The 18,805-nt window shown below is 56.0% G+C and carries 17 protein-coding genes and 1 pseudogene; 7 read left to right on the top strand and 11 right to left on the bottom strand.

The annotated features are described in order from the left end of the window. The first annotated feature begins 147 nt into the window (after positions 1-147). Both GSQ80_RS09330 and GSQ80_RS09325 read left to right on the top strand, forming a co-directional pair. Positions 148-537 (top strand): BON domain-containing protein, encoded by a 390-nt coding sequence (locus GSQ80_RS09330; RefSeq protein WP_158787400.1) that lies wholly within the window; start codon positions 148-150, stop codon positions 535-537. 37 nt (positions 538-574) lie between these two features. Next, positions 575-1,294, top strand: coding sequence for a DUF3341 domain-containing protein (locus tag GSQ80_RS09325; RefSeq protein WP_158787399.1), 720 nt, complete (start codon positions 575-577; stop codon positions 1,292-1,294). 431 nt (positions 1,295-1,725) lie between these two features. On the opposite strand, the gene GSQ80_RS09320 is transcribed toward GSQ80_RS09325, so the two are convergent. The 6 genes and pseudogenes from GSQ80_RS09320 to GSQ80_RS09295 form a co-directional block, all read right to left on the bottom strand. Beyond that, entirely contained in the window at positions 1,726-1,914 is a 189-nt protein-coding gene (locus GSQ80_RS09320; protein WP_158787398.1) for a hypothetical protein, read from the bottom strand. Positions 1,915-1,998: 84 nt separating this feature from the next. Further along, positions 1,999-4,065, bottom strand: coding sequence for a cation:proton antiporter (locus GSQ80_RS09315; RefSeq protein ID WP_158787397.1), 2,067 nt, complete (start codon positions 4,063-4,065; stop codon positions 1,999-2,001). Between the two features lie 253 nt (positions 4,066-4,318). Beyond that, the gene (locus GSQ80_RS09310; protein ID WP_158787396.1) at positions 4,319-5,254 is read right to left on the bottom strand and encodes a Ku protein; all 936 of its coding nucleotides are present in this window, start codon (positions 5,252-5,254) and stop codon (positions 4,319-4,321) included. A 233-nt stretch (positions 5,255-5,487) separates the two neighbouring features. Continuing rightward, a complete protein-coding gene (locus GSQ80_RS09305) occupies positions 5,488-5,853 on the bottom strand; it encodes a hypothetical protein (protein ID WP_158787395.1) in 366 nt (121 codons plus the stop codon). A 203-nt stretch (positions 5,854-6,056) separates the two neighbouring features. Continuing rightward, on the bottom strand, positions 6,057-6,302 hold the full coding sequence (locus GSQ80_RS09300) for a hypothetical protein (protein WP_216850244.1): 246 nt from the start codon (positions 6,300-6,302) through the stop codon (positions 6,057-6,059). A 497-nt stretch (positions 6,303-6,799) separates the two neighbouring features. Further along, positions 6,800-7,955 (bottom strand): annotated as a pseudogene (locus tag GSQ80_RS09295) (IS3 family transposase). A gap of 321 nt (positions 7,956-8,276) precedes the next feature. Between GSQ80_RS09295 and GSQ80_RS09290 the strand changes: the two are divergent. After that, positions 8,277-9,410, top strand: a complete 1,134-nt coding sequence (locus GSQ80_RS09290) for an alpha/beta fold hydrolase (RefSeq protein ID WP_158787394.1) — start codon at positions 8,277-8,279, stop codon at positions 9,408-9,410. Between the two features lie 204 nt (positions 9,411-9,614). Here the strand turns inward: GSQ80_RS09290 and GSQ80_RS09285 are convergent, their stop codons facing one another. Further along, the gene (locus GSQ80_RS09285) at positions 9,615-11,099 is read right to left on the bottom strand and encodes a hypothetical protein (protein ID WP_158787393.1); all 1,485 of its coding nucleotides are present in this window, start codon (positions 11,097-11,099) and stop codon (positions 9,615-9,617) included. Positions 11,100-11,229: 130 nt separating this feature from the next. Continuing rightward, the gene (locus tag GSQ80_RS09280; protein ID WP_158787392.1) at positions 11,230-13,320 is read right to left on the bottom strand and encodes an ATP-binding protein; all 2,091 of its coding nucleotides are present in this window, start codon (positions 13,318-13,320) and stop codon (positions 11,230-11,232) included. Positions 13,321-13,721: 401 nt separating this feature from the next. On the opposite strand from GSQ80_RS09280, the gene GSQ80_RS09275 reads away from it, so the two are divergent. Together GSQ80_RS09275 and xth are read left to right on the top strand one after the other, a co-directional pair. Continuing rightward, positions 13,722-14,087 carry a response regulator gene (locus GSQ80_RS09275; protein ID WP_158787391.1) on the top strand — a complete coding sequence of 122 codons (366 nt, stop codon included), beginning with the start codon at positions 13,722-13,724 and terminating at the stop codon, positions 14,085-14,087. Positions 14,088-14,109: 22 nt separating this feature from the next. Next, positions 14,110-14,874: an exodeoxyribonuclease III gene (gene xth, locus GSQ80_RS09270; protein ID WP_158787390.1), complete on the top strand. Its 765-nt coding sequence runs from the start codon at positions 14,110-14,112 to the stop codon at positions 14,872-14,874. A 13-nt stretch (positions 14,875-14,887) separates the two neighbouring features. Here the strand turns inward: xth and GSQ80_RS09265 are convergent, their stop codons facing one another. Beyond that, a complete protein-coding gene (locus tag GSQ80_RS09265; protein WP_158787389.1) occupies positions 14,888-15,175 on the bottom strand; it encodes a hypothetical protein in 288 nt (95 codons plus the stop codon). A 411-nt stretch (positions 15,176-15,586) separates the two neighbouring features. Here GSQ80_RS09265 and GSQ80_RS09260 point away from each other — a divergent pair, with 411 nt between their 5' ends. After that, positions 15,587-16,198 carry an SOS response-associated peptidase gene (locus GSQ80_RS09260; RefSeq protein ID WP_254059548.1) on the top strand — a complete coding sequence of 204 codons (612 nt, stop codon included), beginning with the start codon at positions 15,587-15,589 and terminating at the stop codon, positions 16,196-16,198. 240 nt (positions 16,199-16,438) lie between these two features. On the opposite strand, the gene GSQ80_RS09255 is transcribed toward GSQ80_RS09260, so the two are convergent. Next, positions 16,439-17,389: an ArdC family protein gene (locus GSQ80_RS09255; RefSeq protein WP_158787388.1), complete on the bottom strand. Its 951-nt coding sequence runs from the start codon at positions 17,387-17,389 to the stop codon at positions 16,439-16,441. Between the two features lie 462 nt (positions 17,390-17,851). Here GSQ80_RS09255 and GSQ80_RS09250 point away from each other — a divergent pair, with 462 nt between their 5' ends. Next, positions 17,852-18,046, top strand: coding sequence for a hypothetical protein (locus tag GSQ80_RS09250; protein ID WP_158787387.1), 195 nt, complete (start codon positions 17,852-17,854; stop codon positions 18,044-18,046). A gap of 549 nt (positions 18,047-18,595) precedes the next feature. Here GSQ80_RS09250 and GSQ80_RS23015 read toward each other — a convergent pair. After that, a partial coding sequence (locus GSQ80_RS23015) for a hypothetical protein (protein WP_216850242.1) occupies positions 18,596-18,805 on the bottom strand: 210 nt, incomplete at its 5' end.

The following is an 18,805-nucleotide window of genomic DNA, read 5'->3' as shown; positions in this document are numbered from 1 at the left end:
AGGAGGGGCTCTATTTTTTTCATCAGAACAACTCGCATACCGGCCCCCTCATCTCAGGATGTGCCGCGGTGAGAGCGATCGTCAATTTGAGTCGCATTTACAGCGGCATTCCAGAAAGCGTGCCCCCGTCAGAAAGGTTTGCCATCCATGAAAGCTACTCGCTCCACCGTCTCGGCCTGTATGTTGCTGGCGGCTTCTCTCGTGATCGTTCCCTCCTATTCGTTTGCGACTGTGACCCAGTCAACAAACCAAACCGCACCAGATAACTCTGGTCAAAACAAGAATCAGCAAAGCACTGCAGACGCCCAATCGAACGCCAACTCTGATCTGCAGACTACCGCTCAAATCCGTAAAGCTATCATCGCTGACAAGTCCCTTTCCACCTACGCTCATAACGTCAAGATCATCACGGTGAATGGCGCCGTGACGCTCAAAGGGCCCGTTTCGTCAGAGGATGAAAAACAGAAAGTCGCGTCGGACGCAACGAGCGTAGTTTCTGCCGATAAACTCACGAACGAACTAACCGTTAAACAGTAAGAGCCGTTCTGCTGCCATGAGCAGCGAGGAGAATTTTATGTCAAGCAAAAATACTGCCGTATTCGGACTCTACGCAACTCCCAGCACCGCAGAAGCGGCTGTTGATCATTTGCTTTCCAAAGGTTTCACGGACGCGGCTATCTCTGTTCTGCTCCCAGACGACGAGAGCACACGCGCCTTCGCTCATGAAAAGCACACTAAAGCCCCCGAAGGAACCGCTACCGGCGTTACGGCTGGCGGCGTTATCGGCGGTTCTCTAGGCCTGCTGGCCGGGATTGGGGCACTAGCCATACCTGGTGTTGGCCCACTGATCGCGGCCGGCCCCATCATGGCATCGCTTGCTGGCCTCGGTATCGGGGGAGCGGTCGGCGGCTTCGTCGGCGCACTGGTGGGAATGGGTATTCCCGAATACGAAGCAAAGCGTTATGAGGGCGCGGTGAAAGACGGCGGAACGTTGCTTTCGGTCCACTGTGACACATCAGAACAGGTGGAGATAGCCAAGACCGCTCTCAAAGAAACAGGAGCGACCGACATTTCCTCTACGAGTGAAGCGGGCTCGAAGGATACGGCCGGCGGTCGCGGCACCTTCGGCAACATATCGGAGGGTGACGCTAAAGTTGTTCACGATCGTGACGATGTGTTTGAATCCTCCCACGGTGTTGGAGAGGGTCCGATCACTGGTCGTAGTTTGGACGATGAAAGGATCGTTGAAGACGATGACTTAGTCAGAGGCACTCACACCACGTCCAAGTATTAATTTCGTCCGGGTGGGGCTTATCTCATTGAGGTAGGCCCCATCTGGCTCCGAACCGAGTGAGCGTCGTTCCGAGCGTTCCGCCGGGGCTCGAAGACTGCTTTCCGCTTGGAGCAATGAAGCAAATTTCTGGTTATGACTGAGACCACTGCGCTAACGAAAGTCCTAAGAGCTTCAATCCCGAGTTTCCTCGTGGTCTGAATCATTACCGACGGCGTACTAAGAAAACTACTAGTATGGCCACGACAATAAAAACCAGGCTTCCGGGCCATACGAACCAGCCTCTGCCAGTTGAATATCCCACCACCAAACAACCGGATAAGCCTAAAGCTAAGAAGCTTGCCGCGAATATGGCCACAAGCCTCAAAGTCACACTGCAGGCAAGGGAAATGCTTCGTGGCTGCTGCGTTCTTGCTTTTCCATATTGAACCAAACTAGACGACATTCTTGACTTCCGAAACAAACGATCCGACGGGGTTGGTTACAGTCTTCCGCGCGATTGAGAATACGGATTCACCTCGCCTGTACATCAGATAAGCTGCTACAGCCCCGGAAATGATCGTGGCGTACAAAACCACTTTACTCAAAGTACTTCTTGTCTCGATCTGCACTTCTGCAGCCATATGGCCTCCTTAACTGTCTTGGCTTTTATGATGCAAAACAGTCCGAGTGTGTCAACGCCTTTGGGACAAATGAATGCGAGATTCTCATTCGCTTCCGTCTGTGTTCCGCGAAACAAGAAGGAGCCGCGGTACGGTCGCCTCGCGCATAAGGTGCTCGATGGTACTACCAAGTGCGAGTCCCCCATCCGCAGTGCGCCCTATCGCGCCCATAACTATCATGCTGTATGGCCGGCGCTTCAGTTCCTCAAGAATGGTCAGCGCGGGGTCTGGCCCTAATCGAACTCGAGTGTTAACCCAAGCCCCAAGTCGAGCCACTCTGAACTCAGCCTCTCGTACCACCGTATAGCCTCGCTGAAGTACATCTCGTTGTCCCCCGCCTTTCCAGAACATCGCTTCTTCGCGCGTATGCGCAACGTTGAACAAGACGAGCTCCGCATTGTTTGCGGTAGCGATGTATGCCGCTACATCTGCGGCTGCCAGCGAGTGCTCCAGCCCATTGACGGGCACAAGGATTCGTTTCGGCAACGGAAGGACCGTCCCCGTGTGTACCGTCACCAGCACGTCGCACGCGGCGTCGCGTACTAATGCATCGTGCATCGGCCCGAAGCTAAGGCTGGACGTACTATCGCGAACCGCAGTGCTCCCGATAAAGATGACTTGTTGGTTTTTCGCAGCTTCGAAGACAGCTTCTAGAGGGTCCTTGGCGATGAGTCGCTGTTCCAATCCAACGTGTTCATGCTTCACAGCGCGAGTAAGCCATCGCAAAACTTGTTCCGCCTCCGCGCTTTGGGCTGTTTCGCTCGCTTCGTCAAGGTGGGTTGATAGCTCGGTAATATCGAAGATTTCACGCTGTTGACTCTTCGCCTTTGCGATCTGCTCGATCAGGCTGACGATTAGCTCTGGTTTGAGTTCTGGAACGCGTGGGATGAGAATTCTCTCCATATCTGCGAAGTAGGCTCGCCTTCGAGCCTCCTCATGATTCAGGCGTTCGATCTCGAGTTCATCAGGAATGGCTTTCGCGGACAGTTTAGCCAATACGGGAGGCGTAATCAGCACGGTTAGGATGGCGACCACGGCGTACATCGTATAAAGATCGGAAGACAACAACCCTAACTCTGTTCCGACGATGGCGACCACCACATCGGAGCCACCTTTCAGATTGAGACCGACACCGATCGAAGCGGACTCCCAGACGGTCATACGGCCAGCTTTGGCACCTACGAAGCCAAAGAAGACCTTCAGCGACCCAACCGCGAGGAGCAACAAGAGGATGCCTTCGATCGATTGAACTCCGTGAAGGTCAAAGAGATTGACGCGCATACCAGCCAGTCCAAAGAAGATCGGCGCGAAGAATGAAACGGTCAGGGCCTGGATTCTGTCCTTAAGAGCTACCGTTGCCCTCGGAGCACGGCTCAGTAAGACACCGAAGACAAACGCTCCGAGTAGAGGATGTAGACCGGCCGCGGCAGTCGCAATGGCCGACAAACTCACCAAAAGCAGGATGAGCGACAGTTCTCCATTCACAATCCCTGTCACATCCGTGACCCGCCGCATCGCCCAAAAGGTAAATTTGCGACCGAGTGTCAGCATGAACGCAAAGAATGCGATGGCCAAAGCAGCCGATCTCAGACCGGCGGCCCAGGCATTCCCTCCACTGTGAAGCGATGACACCACTGAGATCAGCGGCCAAACGAGCACCTCGCTCGCGATACCTGCGGCTAGCATCACCTGTGCGTAGCCTCTTCGCAGCGTTCCACGTTCGATCAGCAATTTCGCGACAACACTGACGGCAGTAACGGAGTACACCAGGCCTAAGCAAAAGCCACTTTGCGGCGTCCGGTGCATCAGCTTCACCGCAACCAACGTGGTGACGATTAACGAAGAACCAATCGCGCCAGCGGCAGCAAGAAATCCAGGGACAGCCTTCTCACGAAGGATAACTAGATCTGCCTCAATTCCGGCAATCAGAAGCAATAAAATTGCCCCAATCCATGAGAGAAGAGACATTCCTTGAGACACCACGACTTGACCGAAGACATGATGGAAGAAGGTCGGGAATATGGCACCTAGAGCGGAGGGGCCGATGAGAAACCCCCCTAAAAGTTCCCCGAGGACCTCAGGCTGATCCAAACGGCGAGCAAGCTCCGCCATGGCCCGTGTTGCGAGCAAAAGAATTGCGAACGCCACCAACGAGAGAAGTACATCATTTTCTGTCAGTCCATGCAACGTAGGTACGCCCTTCAATGTTCAAGTCTGGGATCGTTCGATCCTACATGGTGCCAGTGACTCAGAGGAGAAAGACCGCGCCGGTCAAATTACATCTAGCTCCCATTAGGTTGGGCTGGGCCTATAGCTTCATCACCGGAGTAGCTATGTAGCCGGTTCGTCCGAGGCGAGCCGATAGCTATGCAGACTTTCGGCGCGCTGTCGATCTCAAAGCCGGCTTTACCAAGCCAATTCCCTGCCGACCAATCTCTTTGGCGGTGACCCGTGCAGGCGGCTTCTTTGCCGATTTTGGCGAAGCAGCGTCCTTTACACCAATGCTTTTTCGCAGTGCATCCATGAGTCCGATTACTTTGCCACCGGATCTGGTAGGCGCCTCGTCCTTCGGAACCGGCAGGTGATTTATCTTGGCCGTGACAAGTTCCTTCAGGGCTAACTCGTAGCCATCCTCGAACTTGCTGATGTCAAATCTGGTCGACTTTTTCTTTATCAGGGACTCGGCCAACTCAAGCATTTCTTCATTGATCTCGACCGGCTTGATGTCCCGGAAGAAGTCATTCTGATTCTTCAGCTCGTTTTGGTAGCGCAGCGTATATGCCATCATGCCGCGAAGGTCCTGTCCTGCTGGCAGCACGGCCACAATGTTTTCGCGACCGGAGAAGGACACCTTGCCAATCGCGGCCTTGCCTGCGTTGAGTAGAGCCCGTCTGACGACGGCGAACGCTTCCGCCTGAGCGTCGTTCTGCGGCACCACGAAGTAGGGCTTTTCAATGTATTCCGGATTGAGTTCTGCCATTTGAATGAATTGCGTCACTTCAATAACGCGCTTCGACGGAACGCGTAGGTTTTCCAACTCGGTGGGTTCGACGATGACATACTGCCCCCGGCTATATTCATAGCCTTTGACGATTTCGTCTGCCCGCACAACTGAGCCCGGCGCGTCGTTGCCACGTTCGACGGAGCTATTCAGAACCTTCTGATGGCGGACACGTTCGCCAGTGCTTCGGCTGATCTGGTGAAACGCAATTTTCTCTTTCGTTTCGGTTGCGCTGTAGAGACTCACCCCGAAGGAGACCAAAGATATCTGTAGTTGACCTGACCAATAAGGACGCGCCACGTTGCACCTCTGTTTACTGCTTTGATTCCGGCAAGGCGACGCAAGATGCTCAAAGAACACACAAAGCAATCCCCGTGCCGTCTCACGAAGAACGCCAAAGGTTCGCGAAGGGTTCTATGTGGGCCTGGTGCCTCTGTGGCGGCCCACCCATGCCACAAATGCGCGAGCATGGATGGGGCACCCGGTGGAGTTCACCGGGTTACTGAAATGGGGCTCCGCGCGTCGCCGATCCGTTAGAGCATGCCGAGTGCTCGTCCGACCTGGCCCGGTACGTCTAGTGCATGGTCGAACTCCAACACCTTCGCCTGCGGCGCCTCGTATCGAGCAGCATTGATGATGTCTTGCTTGAAGGAAGCCAGCTTGGGATCGCCGGCCACGCCACCGCCGATGAGTACGGCGTCGACCCGCTCGGCCCGCAGTCTTTCGCGGAACGCGGCTAGCCCTGTGTCCGGTGATGCATGCAGGATGTCGTACCGGAATCCGGCCACCTCCATGCGCTGGCGTATGCCTGCTAATCGGACTGCAATCTCTTTGCCTTCTTCCGGCGTCAGCCAGGGCGGCACAAGAGGTAAACCGATATGTAGAACCGAAATCATCATGTTTCTCCTAAACAGCTTGGTGGCTCCTCAGATAACGATAAACGCGCTTGCGTTGACCAATATTCCGCGCGTGCCCCGAAAGTCGGTTTTGAGCAACTACGGCGCGCCACTCGTCCAAGTGGGCCGAACTTGGATGAAACCCCGTTTTGCGCGCATCGGCGAGAGCAGCAGACCCAGTCTAGGCTTCTACGGGGGCCCGCTTGCTACTTGAGGTGCCTTGAGATCACCAAGACCCGCACTTCTGTCATAGAGCACTCCTCCATGGACGCATCGTGAATCGCAACCGCCTCCAGACCGCCGCCCGATTTCTTGAAGAATTTCACTAAGTAGACCTGGTGCCAAAGGTCTTTGCCGACTCTCTCGGATGCTAAGCGGACCGTTTTCGTCTTCTCAAAATCCATCTCCTCGTTCGTCAGAAGTCCCGCGTTCTTCAGCACCGATTGAGCCATAATCGTTGGCCATCCTGCGCTGCAATCAGGACCGTGATTCAAGGTGGAGGATTGGGCGTGAGCAGAGAGACCCGCAAGCACGAGGAAAGCAAGGAGGTATCTAGACATTCGGACGCCCTCAAATTCTTGAACCCGCTCAGCATACTCCTCGAAAGTCGGATTTCTATGAGCAGGTCGATTTGTGTCAAGGGGTATTTGCTTTGGTCGTTTTCCTTAATAGCGTGTTGGTCTTTGCGGTTGATGTTGCCTGTTGCTGTTGCCTCTCCACCGTGTTTCTATTCGCACTTTGAGTGAGCCGTTGGTGGCTCTGTGACGGGATGGGGTCAGAGGGAGAAGTCGACGCTGCCAGTTTTCGGCCGGCCTTATGAAGGCCCAACCCGACGCGCAGTCATCGGGACGCGGGGTGGCGACAGTGGAACTTGGATCAGACCTCAGGCTGCTTCAGTATAAAACGGAACGTACGGTGGAGTGCCCGATCTTTTGTGCCGTTGGATGAGTTAGTGTAACGCAGCTATTTCTGAGTTCAAGTAGCCGCCGTCGGGGGTGTTGGATGTCAGCCATGCTTCCGGTGCCGGTGACCTGTAGCCCAGCGAGGAGTGTGGCCGGATCGTGTTGTAGTGGACGCGCCAGCGTTCGGCCAGCACGCGCAGTTCTTTCATCGAGTAGAAGATCTCACCGTTCAGGAACTCGTCCCTGAGCTTGGAGTTGAAGCTCTCGCAGTAGCCGTTCTCCCACGGCGAACCGGGTTCGATGTACAACGTCTTTGCTCCTGTCTTGGCCAGCCATTTCCGTAGGTCTTTCGCGACGAACTCCGGCCCATTGTCCGAGCGAAGGTGTTCCGGCACTCCCTTCATCACCATCACATCGGCCAGTGCTGAGATGACCCTGGCGCTTGACCAGCGGCGTTCCGCACGCACCAGCAAGCTTTCGCGCGTGTGTTCGTCGATCAGATTGAGAAGCCGTACGCTGCGGCCATCATGCGTCCGCGCACTGACGAAGTCGTAGCTCCATACATGGTTCCGCCGCTCCGGTCTTAGCCGCACGCACGATCCATCGTTGAGCCACAGCCTGCCCCGTGGCTTCTGCTTCTGTGGAACCTTTAGCCCTCGCGACGCCAGATACGCTCCACGCGATCCTTGCCTACCCGCCAGCCGGCCCGCTTCAGCAACGCCGTGATCCGGCGATACCCATAACGGCCGTACTGGCTGGCAAGCTGAACGATCGCCTGCGTGAGTGCATCTTCGTCTTCCCGCCGGATCGCACGGTAGCGCTGCGTGCCGCGAGGCTGGTTGGACAGCCGGCATGCCCTGCGCTCCGTCATCCCATGCTTCTGCTGTGCATGGTCTGATGCGATCCGTCGTCGCTCAGGGCTTAGAAGTTTCCCGAGGCGAAGTCCTTCAACACAAGGTTGTCCAGGCTCAGGTTCGCAACCAGACGCTTCAGCTTGGAGTTCTCCTGCTCCAACTCTTTCAGCCGCTTCGCCTGGTCCACCTGAAGCCCACCGTACTCCTTACGCCAGCGGAAGTACGTCTGCTCCACGATACCGGCTTCCTTACACGCCAAAGCCGTCGTCTTGCCGTTCGCTACGGCCACTTCGATCTGCCGCAGCAGGTTCACCACCTGCTCGGGCTGGTACTTCTTGCCTCGTCCCATATGCTCTCCTTGTCCAGTGTCTCTCTTCTCCACTGGCACATTTCAAGCCGGGCACTCCATTTCCAAGCAGTGCTCCTCGTGGGTTGCCGAGAGAGCAGAAATGAAATGATGAGAAGTATGTGTCTTGCTCATTCTTGGATGACTTCCAGGAGCGGCGATTCGGGCGAGATGCAATCGGCAACTTGTCGAGCATCGTAGACGTGACAGGTATTCCAGTGGTAAACCTGAGGGCGTCGTCCGTGGGCGCAGGTGATTGATGGTGTGGACTTATGGAACAAGTCCTTTCGAGCTTGCGTAAGGAGAATCATGAGATCATGCTGGATGTTTTTCGTGGTTTGGCCAGTCTTCGGCGCCTGGATTTCCCCTCCTCACAGTCTGGAAGGACAAGTGGCGCGTGCCCGTGCATCAGAGACTATTTCCGAACAGATGTTCGTCCAGATCGGCGGCGTCCCGCAATGGATCACAATTAAGGGCGAGGATCGCAGCAACCCGGTTGTGCTCTTTCTGCATGGTGGTCCGGGAGACGCGTTGAGCCCGTACGCCGATTCGATGTACGTAGGATGGGACAAGTCCTTCACGCTGGTGCAATGGGACCAACGGGGCGCTGGAAGAACCTTCACGAAGAATGGGCCATCCATCGAGCCGACGATGAGTGTCGAGCGCATGGCCCAGGATGGTATCGAAGTTACTGAATTCCTGACCACGCATCTTCACCAGAAAAAGATCATTATTTTAGGTGGCTCCTGGGGTTCTGTCCTCGGTGTTTACATGGCCCATGCAAGACCGGACCTCTTCTACGCTTATGTGGGCGTTGCCCAGATGGTGAATTGGCAGGAAGATTTGTCTGCCGGCTATGCGCGTGTGCTGGAAATGGCGGGTGCGGCCGGCGATCAGCAGGCAATCACTGCGCTGATAGCAATTGGTCCTCCGCCGTGGCATTTAGTTGCCAAGTGGCCCGTATATCGAAAATGGGAAAGAATCTACCAGGCCAAGCTGGTGACCGCTCCACCAGATTCCATGGTCATCAGTCCCGACTACGCCTCGGCTGAGGAGCAGGCTCAGTACGAGGCAGCAGATGACTTTTCCTTCTTGCATTTCTGGGGAGAAACCTTGTCCGGACCGTTTACGAAGGTCGATCTTCCAGCGCTAGGGACCACCTTTGCGATTCCAATTTTTATTATCCAAGGCCAGGAAGACCTGACCGCCGCTCCAGTATTGGCCAAGGCCTATTTCGACAGCATCAAGGCTCCGCGCAAGCAGTTCTATCTGGTTCCGGGTACGGGGCATGAAGAGTCTGCGACCTCATGGGCTGTGACCCTGAAGGTGCTCATCGAACAGGTGCGGCCTCTAACCCTGACATCAGCTGTCGGTTCAGCATCGGGTGTGTGGCTCATCGGCAGCCCGTACTTAATGCACAAAGAGGCCGCCGATCGGCGTCCTGAAGTCGGTGTGTAATGAGGTTTCGAAACCTTCACGCAAAGTCGGGTGGTCTCAATGGGTCGACGCAACACTCAGCTCACACCGACATTCATTGAAAACAAGAGCTAAAAGCGATTTTCGGGACGTTCGACCGAATAAGCGCCTGGGCCCAGCAGAAGGAGTGCGATCAAGTTCGAGTCTGATGGCCCCTAAATACAACGTAGCAAGGTATAGGGTTATTCACACCTGTTCACTCTTCGCCGGATGTTCGCGCTCATACAAGGACCAGCAGGCCAGCAAGCCCACGGTCGTCCAGAACCCGACGGAACCGGTGATAGCAATCTCCAAAACCTTGGCGTCCTTCTCTGCTTTTTCGGAATCCTCGCAAGCTTTGGGAGAAGCCTGTGCCACACGGTGCGACGCGTCGGGGGGCCTGAGCGTCAGTTCGTCAATATGATGAAGCTTTATCAGCACACCGCTGAAGGTAAACCTTTGCGAAACTGATGTTGCACCCGATATCCCGATCGCGACGCACAGCGCAGCAAACGGCCAGAACTGCTTGACGGGCATGCCCCGCTGGAAGAGTAGACCCGAGAGCAACGCAACCAGTGCCGGAATGATAGGCCATCTTGCCCCCGTCAGAATGCTCGCAAGAATAAGAAGAGCTGCGGCTCCGTATCCGATGAAAGCCCAGCTTTGCGGGTTACGGCCGGCACGTTTCAGCAGGGGCACGAGGCCACCAAGTAGGAGCCCGGGTATTCCCCAGACCGCTGCCCCTAGCAACACCGCCCCGAACACGTCCGGCCAGGACTTGTGCTGGTTGAGCTGCACGAGAACGGCCCATATTGATCGAACAATCGGGTTGAAGATGCAGTACAAGACGCCGAAGATAACAATGTTGAAGAAGCCACTGAAGTTCTTACGAACTGCTCTGTGCTCTCGTAAGGGGACAAGGATCAGCAGGACGACGACTAGGCCCGCGTAGCAGCACCAGAAGAAGGGCAGACCCCGTTTCCCGGCGAGGCGCAGAAGCTCGGTGGGCAGGTCGAGCAGAATCAGATAAAAATTGTTGTTCGACGACTGAAACCACGTCACGAAACTGACATACGGTCCGCTTGCGGCCGGTGCGTTCGTCTTGAAGTCCTGCAGCGCGACAAGGGTCCGGCCACCCAGAATATAGAGAAAGATGAGGGCCGGCGCGATGACCACGCCGCCAATGGTCCCCCAACGTGCGCTTCTCATCACGTGGCGAGCGGTCGGCTCGTCTTCATCGAGCCGAATCTGCAGGCTGAGCCAGCAAGTCAACTGTGCGCCAACAAAGATCCACATGCCCGACACCAGACCAATGGTCCAGCGAGTGCCTTCAACCGTTGCAGCGTCGTCCCCAAGCAAAGAGACGCCGATCTTCAGGATATCGCCCAAGCCTCGCTCGAGACCCGCGTCGAATCCGCCGATGAAGAGCTCGAACAAAAGAACCACGACAAAGGTTTCCAGAGAGCGGACGATCGGATGGGTTTCGGGTTCTATCTCGCCGTCGCGGATAACGTCGCGAATCAAGTCGATGACGTACGAAACGGCGGCCGCACCAATAAGCGCCGCGAAGTAGCGCCACGGCTGCGCCCAGATCTCATCGTACTTCAGAAAGATCGCGTAACCGCTGGCGACGCCGAGGGCTCCGCAAAGTGCTGCGATTGACAGACGGATCTTCAGATCGGGTTCGTCCATTGATTGGGTACGACTAACAGGGATGCACGACAGTTTAGCGCATTGCCATCCCGTGCGGCACAAGATCGTTTCGTTACAAGCGCAAGCGAGCCCGTTGTGCGGCCCTGCGCGTTCTCCCTCTCAACCAGACCTACACCTCACTGGCATCCGGTGCGCGCCGGAAGTTAATCAGGAAGAGTGTGCCACGCCATGGCCCCGTAGTCCGCGTGCGTACCCGCAAGGTTCCGTGATGTTTCTCCACAAGATCGCGCGTAACCCAAAGTCCAAGACCCGTACCTACCGCCGCTTTCGTAGTAAAGAAAGGCTCCCAAATGCGATTCAACACGTTGTCCGGTATGCCGCTCCCGGTATCTGAGACCGCGAGGCGCACTTGACCTCCTCGCGTGCGTGTTCGAATCGAGATCGAGCCTGAGCGGCCCGCGAGAGCGTCGAGGGAATTCGCGATCAAGTTAGATAGGACCTGCTTAATTTCGCCCTCAACTGCGAGGATCGTGGAACCACCCTCCAGATGGGCGTGCAATTCGACATGGGCCCGCTGTGCCTGCTTCCGATAAAAAACCGCGATCGACTCGACCGTGTCACTCAGATCGAAACGAACCGGATCTGAAGACTCTCTGTAAAAAGCCAGTGTCTGTTTGGTAATGTGCGCAATTCTGCTGAGCTCTTCCTCGGCCATTGTGAGGTAGATTGCGCTTTCTGAGCTAACGCCCTCTTGTGCGAGGAATAAGAGATTGGTCATGGCTTCCAGCGGATTGTTGACCTCGTGGGCGATCGTTGCCGCAAGCCTGCCGGCTGCGCTGAGCTTTTCTGACCTTCGTAACGCCTCCTGAGCTGCGACGGTAGCCGACACATCCATCCCGAGCACGAAGATGCCATCAACCTGGCCATTCTTGTCCTTGGTAGGTTGATAAACGAAGGTGACGAATCTGCTTTCGAGAGATTCTCCTTCAGCGCGCCGCAGATCGATTTTTATAGAGTCACCGCGATACGGTAGTCCAGTCCTGAAAACGCCATTAAGCAAATCCACGAATCCTTGCTCACGAACCTCTGGAAGAGCGTCTGCAACCGATTTCCCTAACAGATCGCGGTTACCAACCAGCTGCATATATGGCGGATTTGCGAACTGAAAGACATGTTCGGCCCCGTGCAGAACGGCAATGAATGCTGGCGCGTTATTGAACATCGACGAGAACAGCTCGGCTTGTCTGCGCTCCTCGAGGAGTGCCGAGGTCCTAGAAAGTACAGTCGAAATGTGCTCTGCCAGAAGATCGAAGAAAACCCTGTACTCTTCGTTGTAAGGAAGGCGAGAGCTGAGTCCGGCCAGGAGGACTCCGACGATAGAGGAATCTGCGGCACCTCGTAACGGCAGCAAGATGGCCGTATGCAGCTGCTCATGCCATGCTCCGCCGTTGAGGGCCCCGAGAGAGAGCGGAAGGTCACCCATTACTACAGCGTTTCGGCTGCGCAGAACGTCAAAATATCTACCGGCAAGAGCCCTTTCGGGGTTGATCTCGTTCGGCAAGTATGACGGGCCATCAAGGCCGGTCTGTGAAATGAGAGTGCATGGCTCACTCTCTGAGTCACAAAGGTAGATCGCTGCGAACGACACGTCTAAAGCACTCTCAGATAGCAGATGGATGCAGTCTAAAGCCGCTTTCTCCAGGCTCGCGGCCGGACTCAACCCAGCCACCCTCCGCAAGAGGCTCAGCCTTCTGCGCTGAAGCACGTAGGCCGTGGTCTCGGTGCAAGGACTGAATATTCCTGCAACCTCGCCGCCTCGGAAAATCGGACCGTAGGAAAACGAGAAATACGCCTCTTCCAGGTACCCGTTGCGGGTCACAAAAAGTTGCAGGTCCTCCTGGTAAATTGCTTCCTCCGTCTCCCGCACCGAACGGAGAAGCGGTTCGACCACATGCCAGATTTCCGCCCACATCTCCTGTCCCGGTCGCCCGATGAACTGCGGATGCTTGGTCGCGCCCAGGATTGGGCGATATGCGTCATTGTAGAAGCGGAGATATTCTGGTCCCCACCAAATTTCGATAGGGTGCCGACTGGCCAAGCAAAGACTGACGGCGTTTCTTAGTTCTTCAGGCCAGGACGACACAGGACCAGCAGGAAGCTGATTCCAATCCAAACTGCGCATGCGGGAGGCCATCTCTCCATCACCGCGCATCAGCAGCGTCTTAAGGTGCGCTTCCGATGGGACGTCCGGGTTCTCCATTGATTGATCCACACTCGTTTTTTGCAGAATCCGCTCCCCTAGCCTCCTCTCGTACATTTGTTGCTCAGAGCGCTTCTTTCCCGCGAACGAGGGACCTTGGCCAGATCCAGCAGTTTGATGCGAATTTTTCGATTCGGGATACTGCGAACGTGCACAGAAGATAACCCCGCATTTTGGCGAGAAATCTCATCAGTGCATCCCGGTCCTCGCCGATTCGTAGAACAGCACATGTAGGTTTGTCAGGGCTAGTACATACGTATTCTCCCCGGGAATGGTGACTGGTAGGGTCGCGCTTTGTTTGCGAAAAGGCGCCCTAAGAAGGTTGAGTCCCTTTTGGGGGCTACCCGGAAAAGCAGTTCCGCAGGCAGATAGACTATGCTGGACCTACTAAAGGAGCGCGCGTGCCCGACTCGAGTCACGTAATTTTTGTCGTCGATGATGAGCCGGTGATCTCCCAAACCCTCGCCGCCATTCTTAATCGGGCGGGTTTTGAGGCACACGCTTTTGACCACCCGGAGAAGGCGCTAGCCGCTCGCGCGCACATGGCTCCCGACCTCCGTATTAGCGATGTGATGATGCCCGAAATGACCGGCGTTGAGCTAGCGATCCTCTTTCGGAAAGCACAGCCCGACTGCAAAATTCTGCTCTTTTCAGGGCAAGCGGCAACCGCGGATTTACTTCAAAAAGCGCGCGAACAAGGATATGACTTCGACCTCTTGGCAAAACCTGTTCATCCTGCAGATCTTCTCGCCAAACTTCGGAAATGAACGTCGGAGCGGTTGTTAAGTCATGAAGATCGCAAGCTGGAACGTCAATTCGATTAAGTCACGACTGGACCAGGTTAAGAACTGGCTTGAAGAGCATTCCCCAGACGTCTTGCTTCTGCAAGAACTGAAGGGAGTTGAATTCCCTTCCGAGACGTTTCGCGGTTTGGGCTATGAAAGCATTGCAGTCACCCAAAAGGCCTATAACGGCGTTGCGATTCTATCGCGCTCGCCGATCAAGGCAGTGAGCAAGAGTTTGGCCGGACTCGAGGTGGACACCCACGCGCGCTTCCTCGAGGTCATCATTCGAGATGTCCGCGTTGTGAACATCTATCTACCAAACGGCAATCCGATCGGCACAGAAAAGTTCGAATACAAACTGGATTGGATGGATCGGCTTCGGGGGCAGATGAAGCGCTGGCTGGCTAGCGATATTCCGACGGTCGTAGGCGGCGATTTCAACGTGATCCCCGAGGACATCGACTGTCACAAACCGGCTTCATGGATCAAGGATGCGCTGTTTCAACCCGAACCTCGTGCACGGTATCGAGCGTTTCAGGATATGGGATACGTCGATGCCTTTCGCTCCTTACATCCGGACGATAAGGGGCAGTTTACCTTCTGGGATTACTTCCGCCAGGCGTTTGAACATAATCGAGGCATTCGCATCGATCATTTCTTGTTATCACCTAAACTGGTCGGGCGGTTGAGGTCATGCGAGATCGATAAGGGTCCACGATCCCTGCCGAAGCCCTCCGATCACACCCCGATCGTTCTGACCTTGGACTGACGATTCGATCAAGCTACTCGGCCACGTCTTCATCGTACGTGCCATCGAAGATCGGCTCTTTCTTTCCTGGAAAGAGGCCTTCATGCTTCTTCATAAGCTCGTGCATGACGCGGATGGTGATACTCGCCGCATAGCTGACCTCCCGATCAAGATCACCATCCACGTTGGAGCACAGCGGATCCCCCGCGGCCTTCGCTGCCCATTTCGCCGTACGGATTGCGACAATCAGGGCAGTAGCGATGAGGATCGATGGCCCCATCTTTGGCCAATCGGTTTTCCACTGTGTTCCAATCTGCTTCATGGCGAAAGTATAGGCGAAGAATAGGCGAATATGTCAGAATAGAATATCTGCTGGAGCGCGGCTCCTCCGGAGGTATTGATGGCCCACAATGCGATCCCGCGCGAAGGCCGAATGGTGCGGGTCTCCTTTTGTGAAGCCGGAAGCCGGCTGCTTGAGCAATTCGCCGAAGCCCCGCCTCGAGACAATACATTCCTCGAGCCGAAGGATTTCAGCGATCTGCGCAATTCTGCGTTTGTGGGAATTCCTGAGTGGGACGCGTTCGCAGACCATGTGCAAACATGCGCGCTTTGTGGTGAAGTTTAGCCATGTGTGGACGATACGTAAGGCGAAGTGACAAGCAAAAGATTGCCGAGCACTTTCACGCAAGCCCATCCCCGCAAGATCTACCGATGCCGGCGGCGGACTATAACGTTGCCCACTACGCATCAGCCCATCATCCGTCAAAGCCGGGAGACCGGCGAACGGGAGTTGATTCTCGGCCGGTGGGGGCTTGTCCCGTTCTTTACAAAAGACCTGAAAGAGATCAAGGGACTTTCCACCATCAACGCCCGCGCGGAAACGATCGCTACGTCGCGCACCTGGCGGGAGCCGATGAAGAAGCGGCGCTGTCTCATTCCGGTGAACGCATTCTATGAGTGGCCGAAGGAGGGTAAGCCTCCCAAGCAGCCCTACGCATTCGAGCTGACGACCGGTAGCTTGTTTGCGTTCGCCGGCATTTGGGATGGCTGGAAGGACGGAGAGGGCCATTGGCTGCAGTCGTACGCCATCGTGACTACCGAGGCAAATGAGTTAATGTCACAGATTCATCCTCGCATGCCCGTCATCCTGCACTCGAAAGACTATGACCGCTGGCTAGATCGGGAAGAGACAGAACGATTGCCGCTCGATCTGCTGCGGCCGTTTGAATCAGAAGCAATGGAGATGCGTGAGGCGAACCCAAAAGTGAACAATGTTCGCAACAACGGACCCGAACTGTTGGAACAGGCCGAGCGAGCCGCCGAATCTGGACAGTTGCCTTTGTAGGAATGCGCGTTCGCTGCGCAGTGAAGGGAGAAGGTGCAGGAAGAGGGAAAGCGTTGCTGCAGCGCACCGGCGAGCGGGGGCACCGACGGCACAGCGGGAAGAGGGGTTGGGAGAAACCGAAGGGGTGTCTCCCGGCGCAGTTTGTACGCCGTGTCGAGAGACAAAGCGGTCCCGAACGAATCCGGGGCCAGAGTGGAAGGGTCGAGGGAACTTCTCGATCTTAAGTTACCGGCTGTGGTGTCAGCTTCCGGCGTGTTTGAGGATGCCAAGGTTGGTCCGCATTAAGCCACCTTTTTCCCGTTCTGCATCGGGCGTCGCTGCTTGTTCTGCGCTGGCCGGCTGCAAGGCGGCAAGGATGATTCCGGAGGTCTGCTGGATGACCTCCAGGCTCTCAGCCAGGAGCGAAGCGTTGCCTTGATAAAGCTGGATATAATCTGCACTGGCGGAACCCGTTTCGAGCCCTACGGCCTTACCGATCACAAAGGCGATGGCCTCGGCCTCGGTCTCGCGGACTACCTTGGTCGTGGCCGCCCTGCGCTCAGCCTTGTGCAACATCTCATGCGCGAGTTCATGGACCAGCGTTGAAAATTCCTCAGCCTCGGACTGTCCGGGAAGAATCACTATCTTGCCGCCATAGCTCATGCCCAGCGCGGGAGCGATCTTCTCGCTGAGGGAAAGCTCAATCCCCTGCCCTTCGATGAAGGAGATCAGTCGATCGCGGTTCTCGCCCACCGTTCCGGTGATCTCCCGTAAGGCGGGAAGCTCTGCACCTTCGGTCTGCTCCACGTCGAAGACATAGGCGTTGCGGAATCCGATCAAGACGCGGGTGTTTTGCCGATTGATGTCCTTCTCGGCTTCCTCGTCCTTCTTGCGCTTGGTGCCGACGATCGGTGCTAGAATCCGAATTCCCTTCTCGCCTTTCTTCACCTTCCGGCCTAGCTGGGTCCATGCGTAAAAGCCAGCAACGCGAGTCGCGGTCGGCCGTTGCCGTGCGATCTCGAGAATGTTTCCAAAGCTGTAGTGATGAAAACGGCTCATGGCGTCGAGGTAGGCGGTGAGCGCCTCGGAGTGTCCCGCTTCCAGCTGCTCGATGAGGCTATGGATGTTAGCGGCGATGATGTCCTTGGCGGTCTGCCGTTGCTGCGGCTGTTTAGGGTTTTCGCTGATGGGGGTGAGGGTGGTGGTCTTCATGGGTGCTTCCTCCTTGGGTTTGGCTGCTGCACGTCCGCGTTGGAATGCGGCATGTACATGCCGAACGCCACCTGGCGAAGGCGGGGGTAGCAAGGTGCAAGGGGAGGGGTCTCCCCACCCTTGAAGAGAGCCAAAGGCGGAACGGAAAGGGCGGAGCGTGAGCGGAGGTCTGCACAAACGCAGACGGGTCCACGGCGGGCGTTTTCTGCCCGATGGGGTGGCAAGCGCGGAAGATTGGGGATCCCCTTGTCGGCGCGCGGGGGGCAGGGCCCACTAGCAAAGGTCTGTTCACGTTTTCTAACGCGCAGCGCCGGTCGGTCCGGGGAGGGCGTGCGGGAAGGAACGTCCCGCGGAGGTGGGGCGTGGAAGACGCGCCAGCGGCTGCAACGGGGGAGGAAACATCCTCCCTGTGCAGAGTGTCTGCACGAACACTCCGGTACTATCGTCATTTGAAGGCTATTTATGCACGACGGTGTTGACTGGAAAGCCGCTCCGAAAACCGCTCATTGGTGGGCCGTGGACGCTGATGGGATAGCTCATTGGTTCAAGTCACCGAACGTCGCCGCGTTCACCGATTTCTGGTTTACGGAGAGCGAGCAAGCGCCCCTGTTCGGCTATTCGGGCGACTGGCGCGAGAGCCTTACCAAGAGGCCGTGACCAGCCGTTACAACGCTCCATGATGGCCGAAATACTGGTTCCAGTCATCGGTAGCAGCGATCTTCACGGCGCTTCGCCTTACTTCAAGGCGAGAGGATGTTTTGATTCGACTCCACTGAACGTCCTCACCGGGAATCGGCAGCCGCTGTGCCGTTGAAGGTGTTCGATGTGGGCTCGGGCTCCGAGGCTCGATTCCTTGAGCGCTTGCACTGGGCCATGACAATATTTGCAGCGCATGATCTCATTGCGTTCTGTAAGCGCTTCGTAGAGGGTGCATGGGAGCCAACGTCCACGCACCTTCGCCTCGCACTCCGTCATCACAGGCGGTTTTTTCTTGGTAGCCACTGGCGTGTTTAGATGCCTCCCAACGAGTTGTCCGCATCCTCGTTTCCCGCCAATAAGGCCAGACCTCGAAGTGAGTGCGGATTAGAGCGGGCGAGGGATACCGTGGGTAAGGTAGCGACAAGTCGGCCAGTGTCCCGGAACCTCATAAAGCAGGGGTAGGATAAGCGGACACTGGCGCATTTGGACTAATCCGCCGTTTGTTTTCTAAGAGTGATCGTCCTGAAGATTTTCGTGGAGAATCGCTATGAAAACATCCTCAGCACCTTCCGTCTTACCGTCATATCCCGACGCTACGAGCGCCTCGCTCCCGAAGTCAATCGTTCCATGGAAGGATCCGCCCAATATGATCGATGAGTCGCGTCCGTGGACTCCATTTATCAGGAACTGATGACGTTCATCCCCATAATGCTGCGC

It is taken from the genome of Granulicella sp. L46 (assembly GCF_009765785.1).
GTDB lineage: Bacteria > Acidobacteriota > Terriglobia > Terriglobales > Acidobacteriaceae > Granulicella.
Note: the sequence above shows the minus strand (reverse complement) of the source record. Positions and strands in the feature narration are given on the sequence as shown.

Coding starts and splice junctions, on each gene's coding strand:
- GSQ80_RS09265 (WP_158787389.1), bottom strand. CDS start 15,175: ATGAAGCAGATTGGAACACAGTGGAAAACCGATTGGCCAAAGATGGGG.
- GSQ80_RS09255 (WP_158787388.1), bottom strand. CDS start 17,389: ATGAAGACCACCACCCTCACCCCCATCAGCGAAAACCCTAAACAGCCG.
- GSQ80_RS09330 (WP_158787400.1), top strand. CDS start 148: ATGAAAGCTACTCGCTCCACCGTCTCGGCCTGTATGTTGCTGGCGGCT.
- GSQ80_RS09320 (WP_158787398.1), bottom strand. CDS start 1,914: ATGGCTGCAGAAGTGCAGATCGAGACAAGAAGTACTTTGAGTAAAGTG.
- GSQ80_RS09280 (WP_158787392.1), bottom strand. CDS start 13,320: ATGGAGAACCCGGACGTCCCATCGGAAGCGCACCTTAAGACGCTGCTG.
- GSQ80_RS09285 (WP_158787393.1), bottom strand. CDS start 11,099: ATGGACGAACCCGATCTGAAGATCCGTCTGTCAATCGCAGCACTTTGC.
- GSQ80_RS09300 (WP_216850244.1), bottom strand. CDS start 6,302: ATGGCTCAATCGGTGCTGAAGAACGCGGGACTTCTGACGAACGAGGAG.
- GSQ80_RS09315 (WP_158787397.1), bottom strand. CDS start 4,065: ATGGCGGAGCTTGCTCGCCGTTTGGATCAGCCTGAGGTCCTCGGGGAA.
- GSQ80_RS09305 (WP_158787395.1), bottom strand. CDS start 5,853: ATGATGATTTCGGTTCTACATATCGGTTTACCTCTTGTGCCGCCCTGG.
- GSQ80_RS09250 (WP_158787387.1), top strand. CDS start 17,852: ATGCACGACGGTGTTGACTGGAAAGCCGCTCCGAAAACCGCTCATTGG.
- xth (WP_158787390.1), top strand. CDS start 14,110: ATGAAGATCGCAAGCTGGAACGTCAATTCGATTAAGTCACGACTGGAC.
- GSQ80_RS09290 (WP_158787394.1), top strand. CDS start 8,277: ATGTTTTTCGTGGTTTGGCCAGTCTTCGGCGCCTGGATTTCCCCTCCT.
- GSQ80_RS09325 (WP_158787399.1), top strand. CDS start 575: ATGTCAAGCAAAAATACTGCCGTATTCGGACTCTACGCAACTCCCAGC.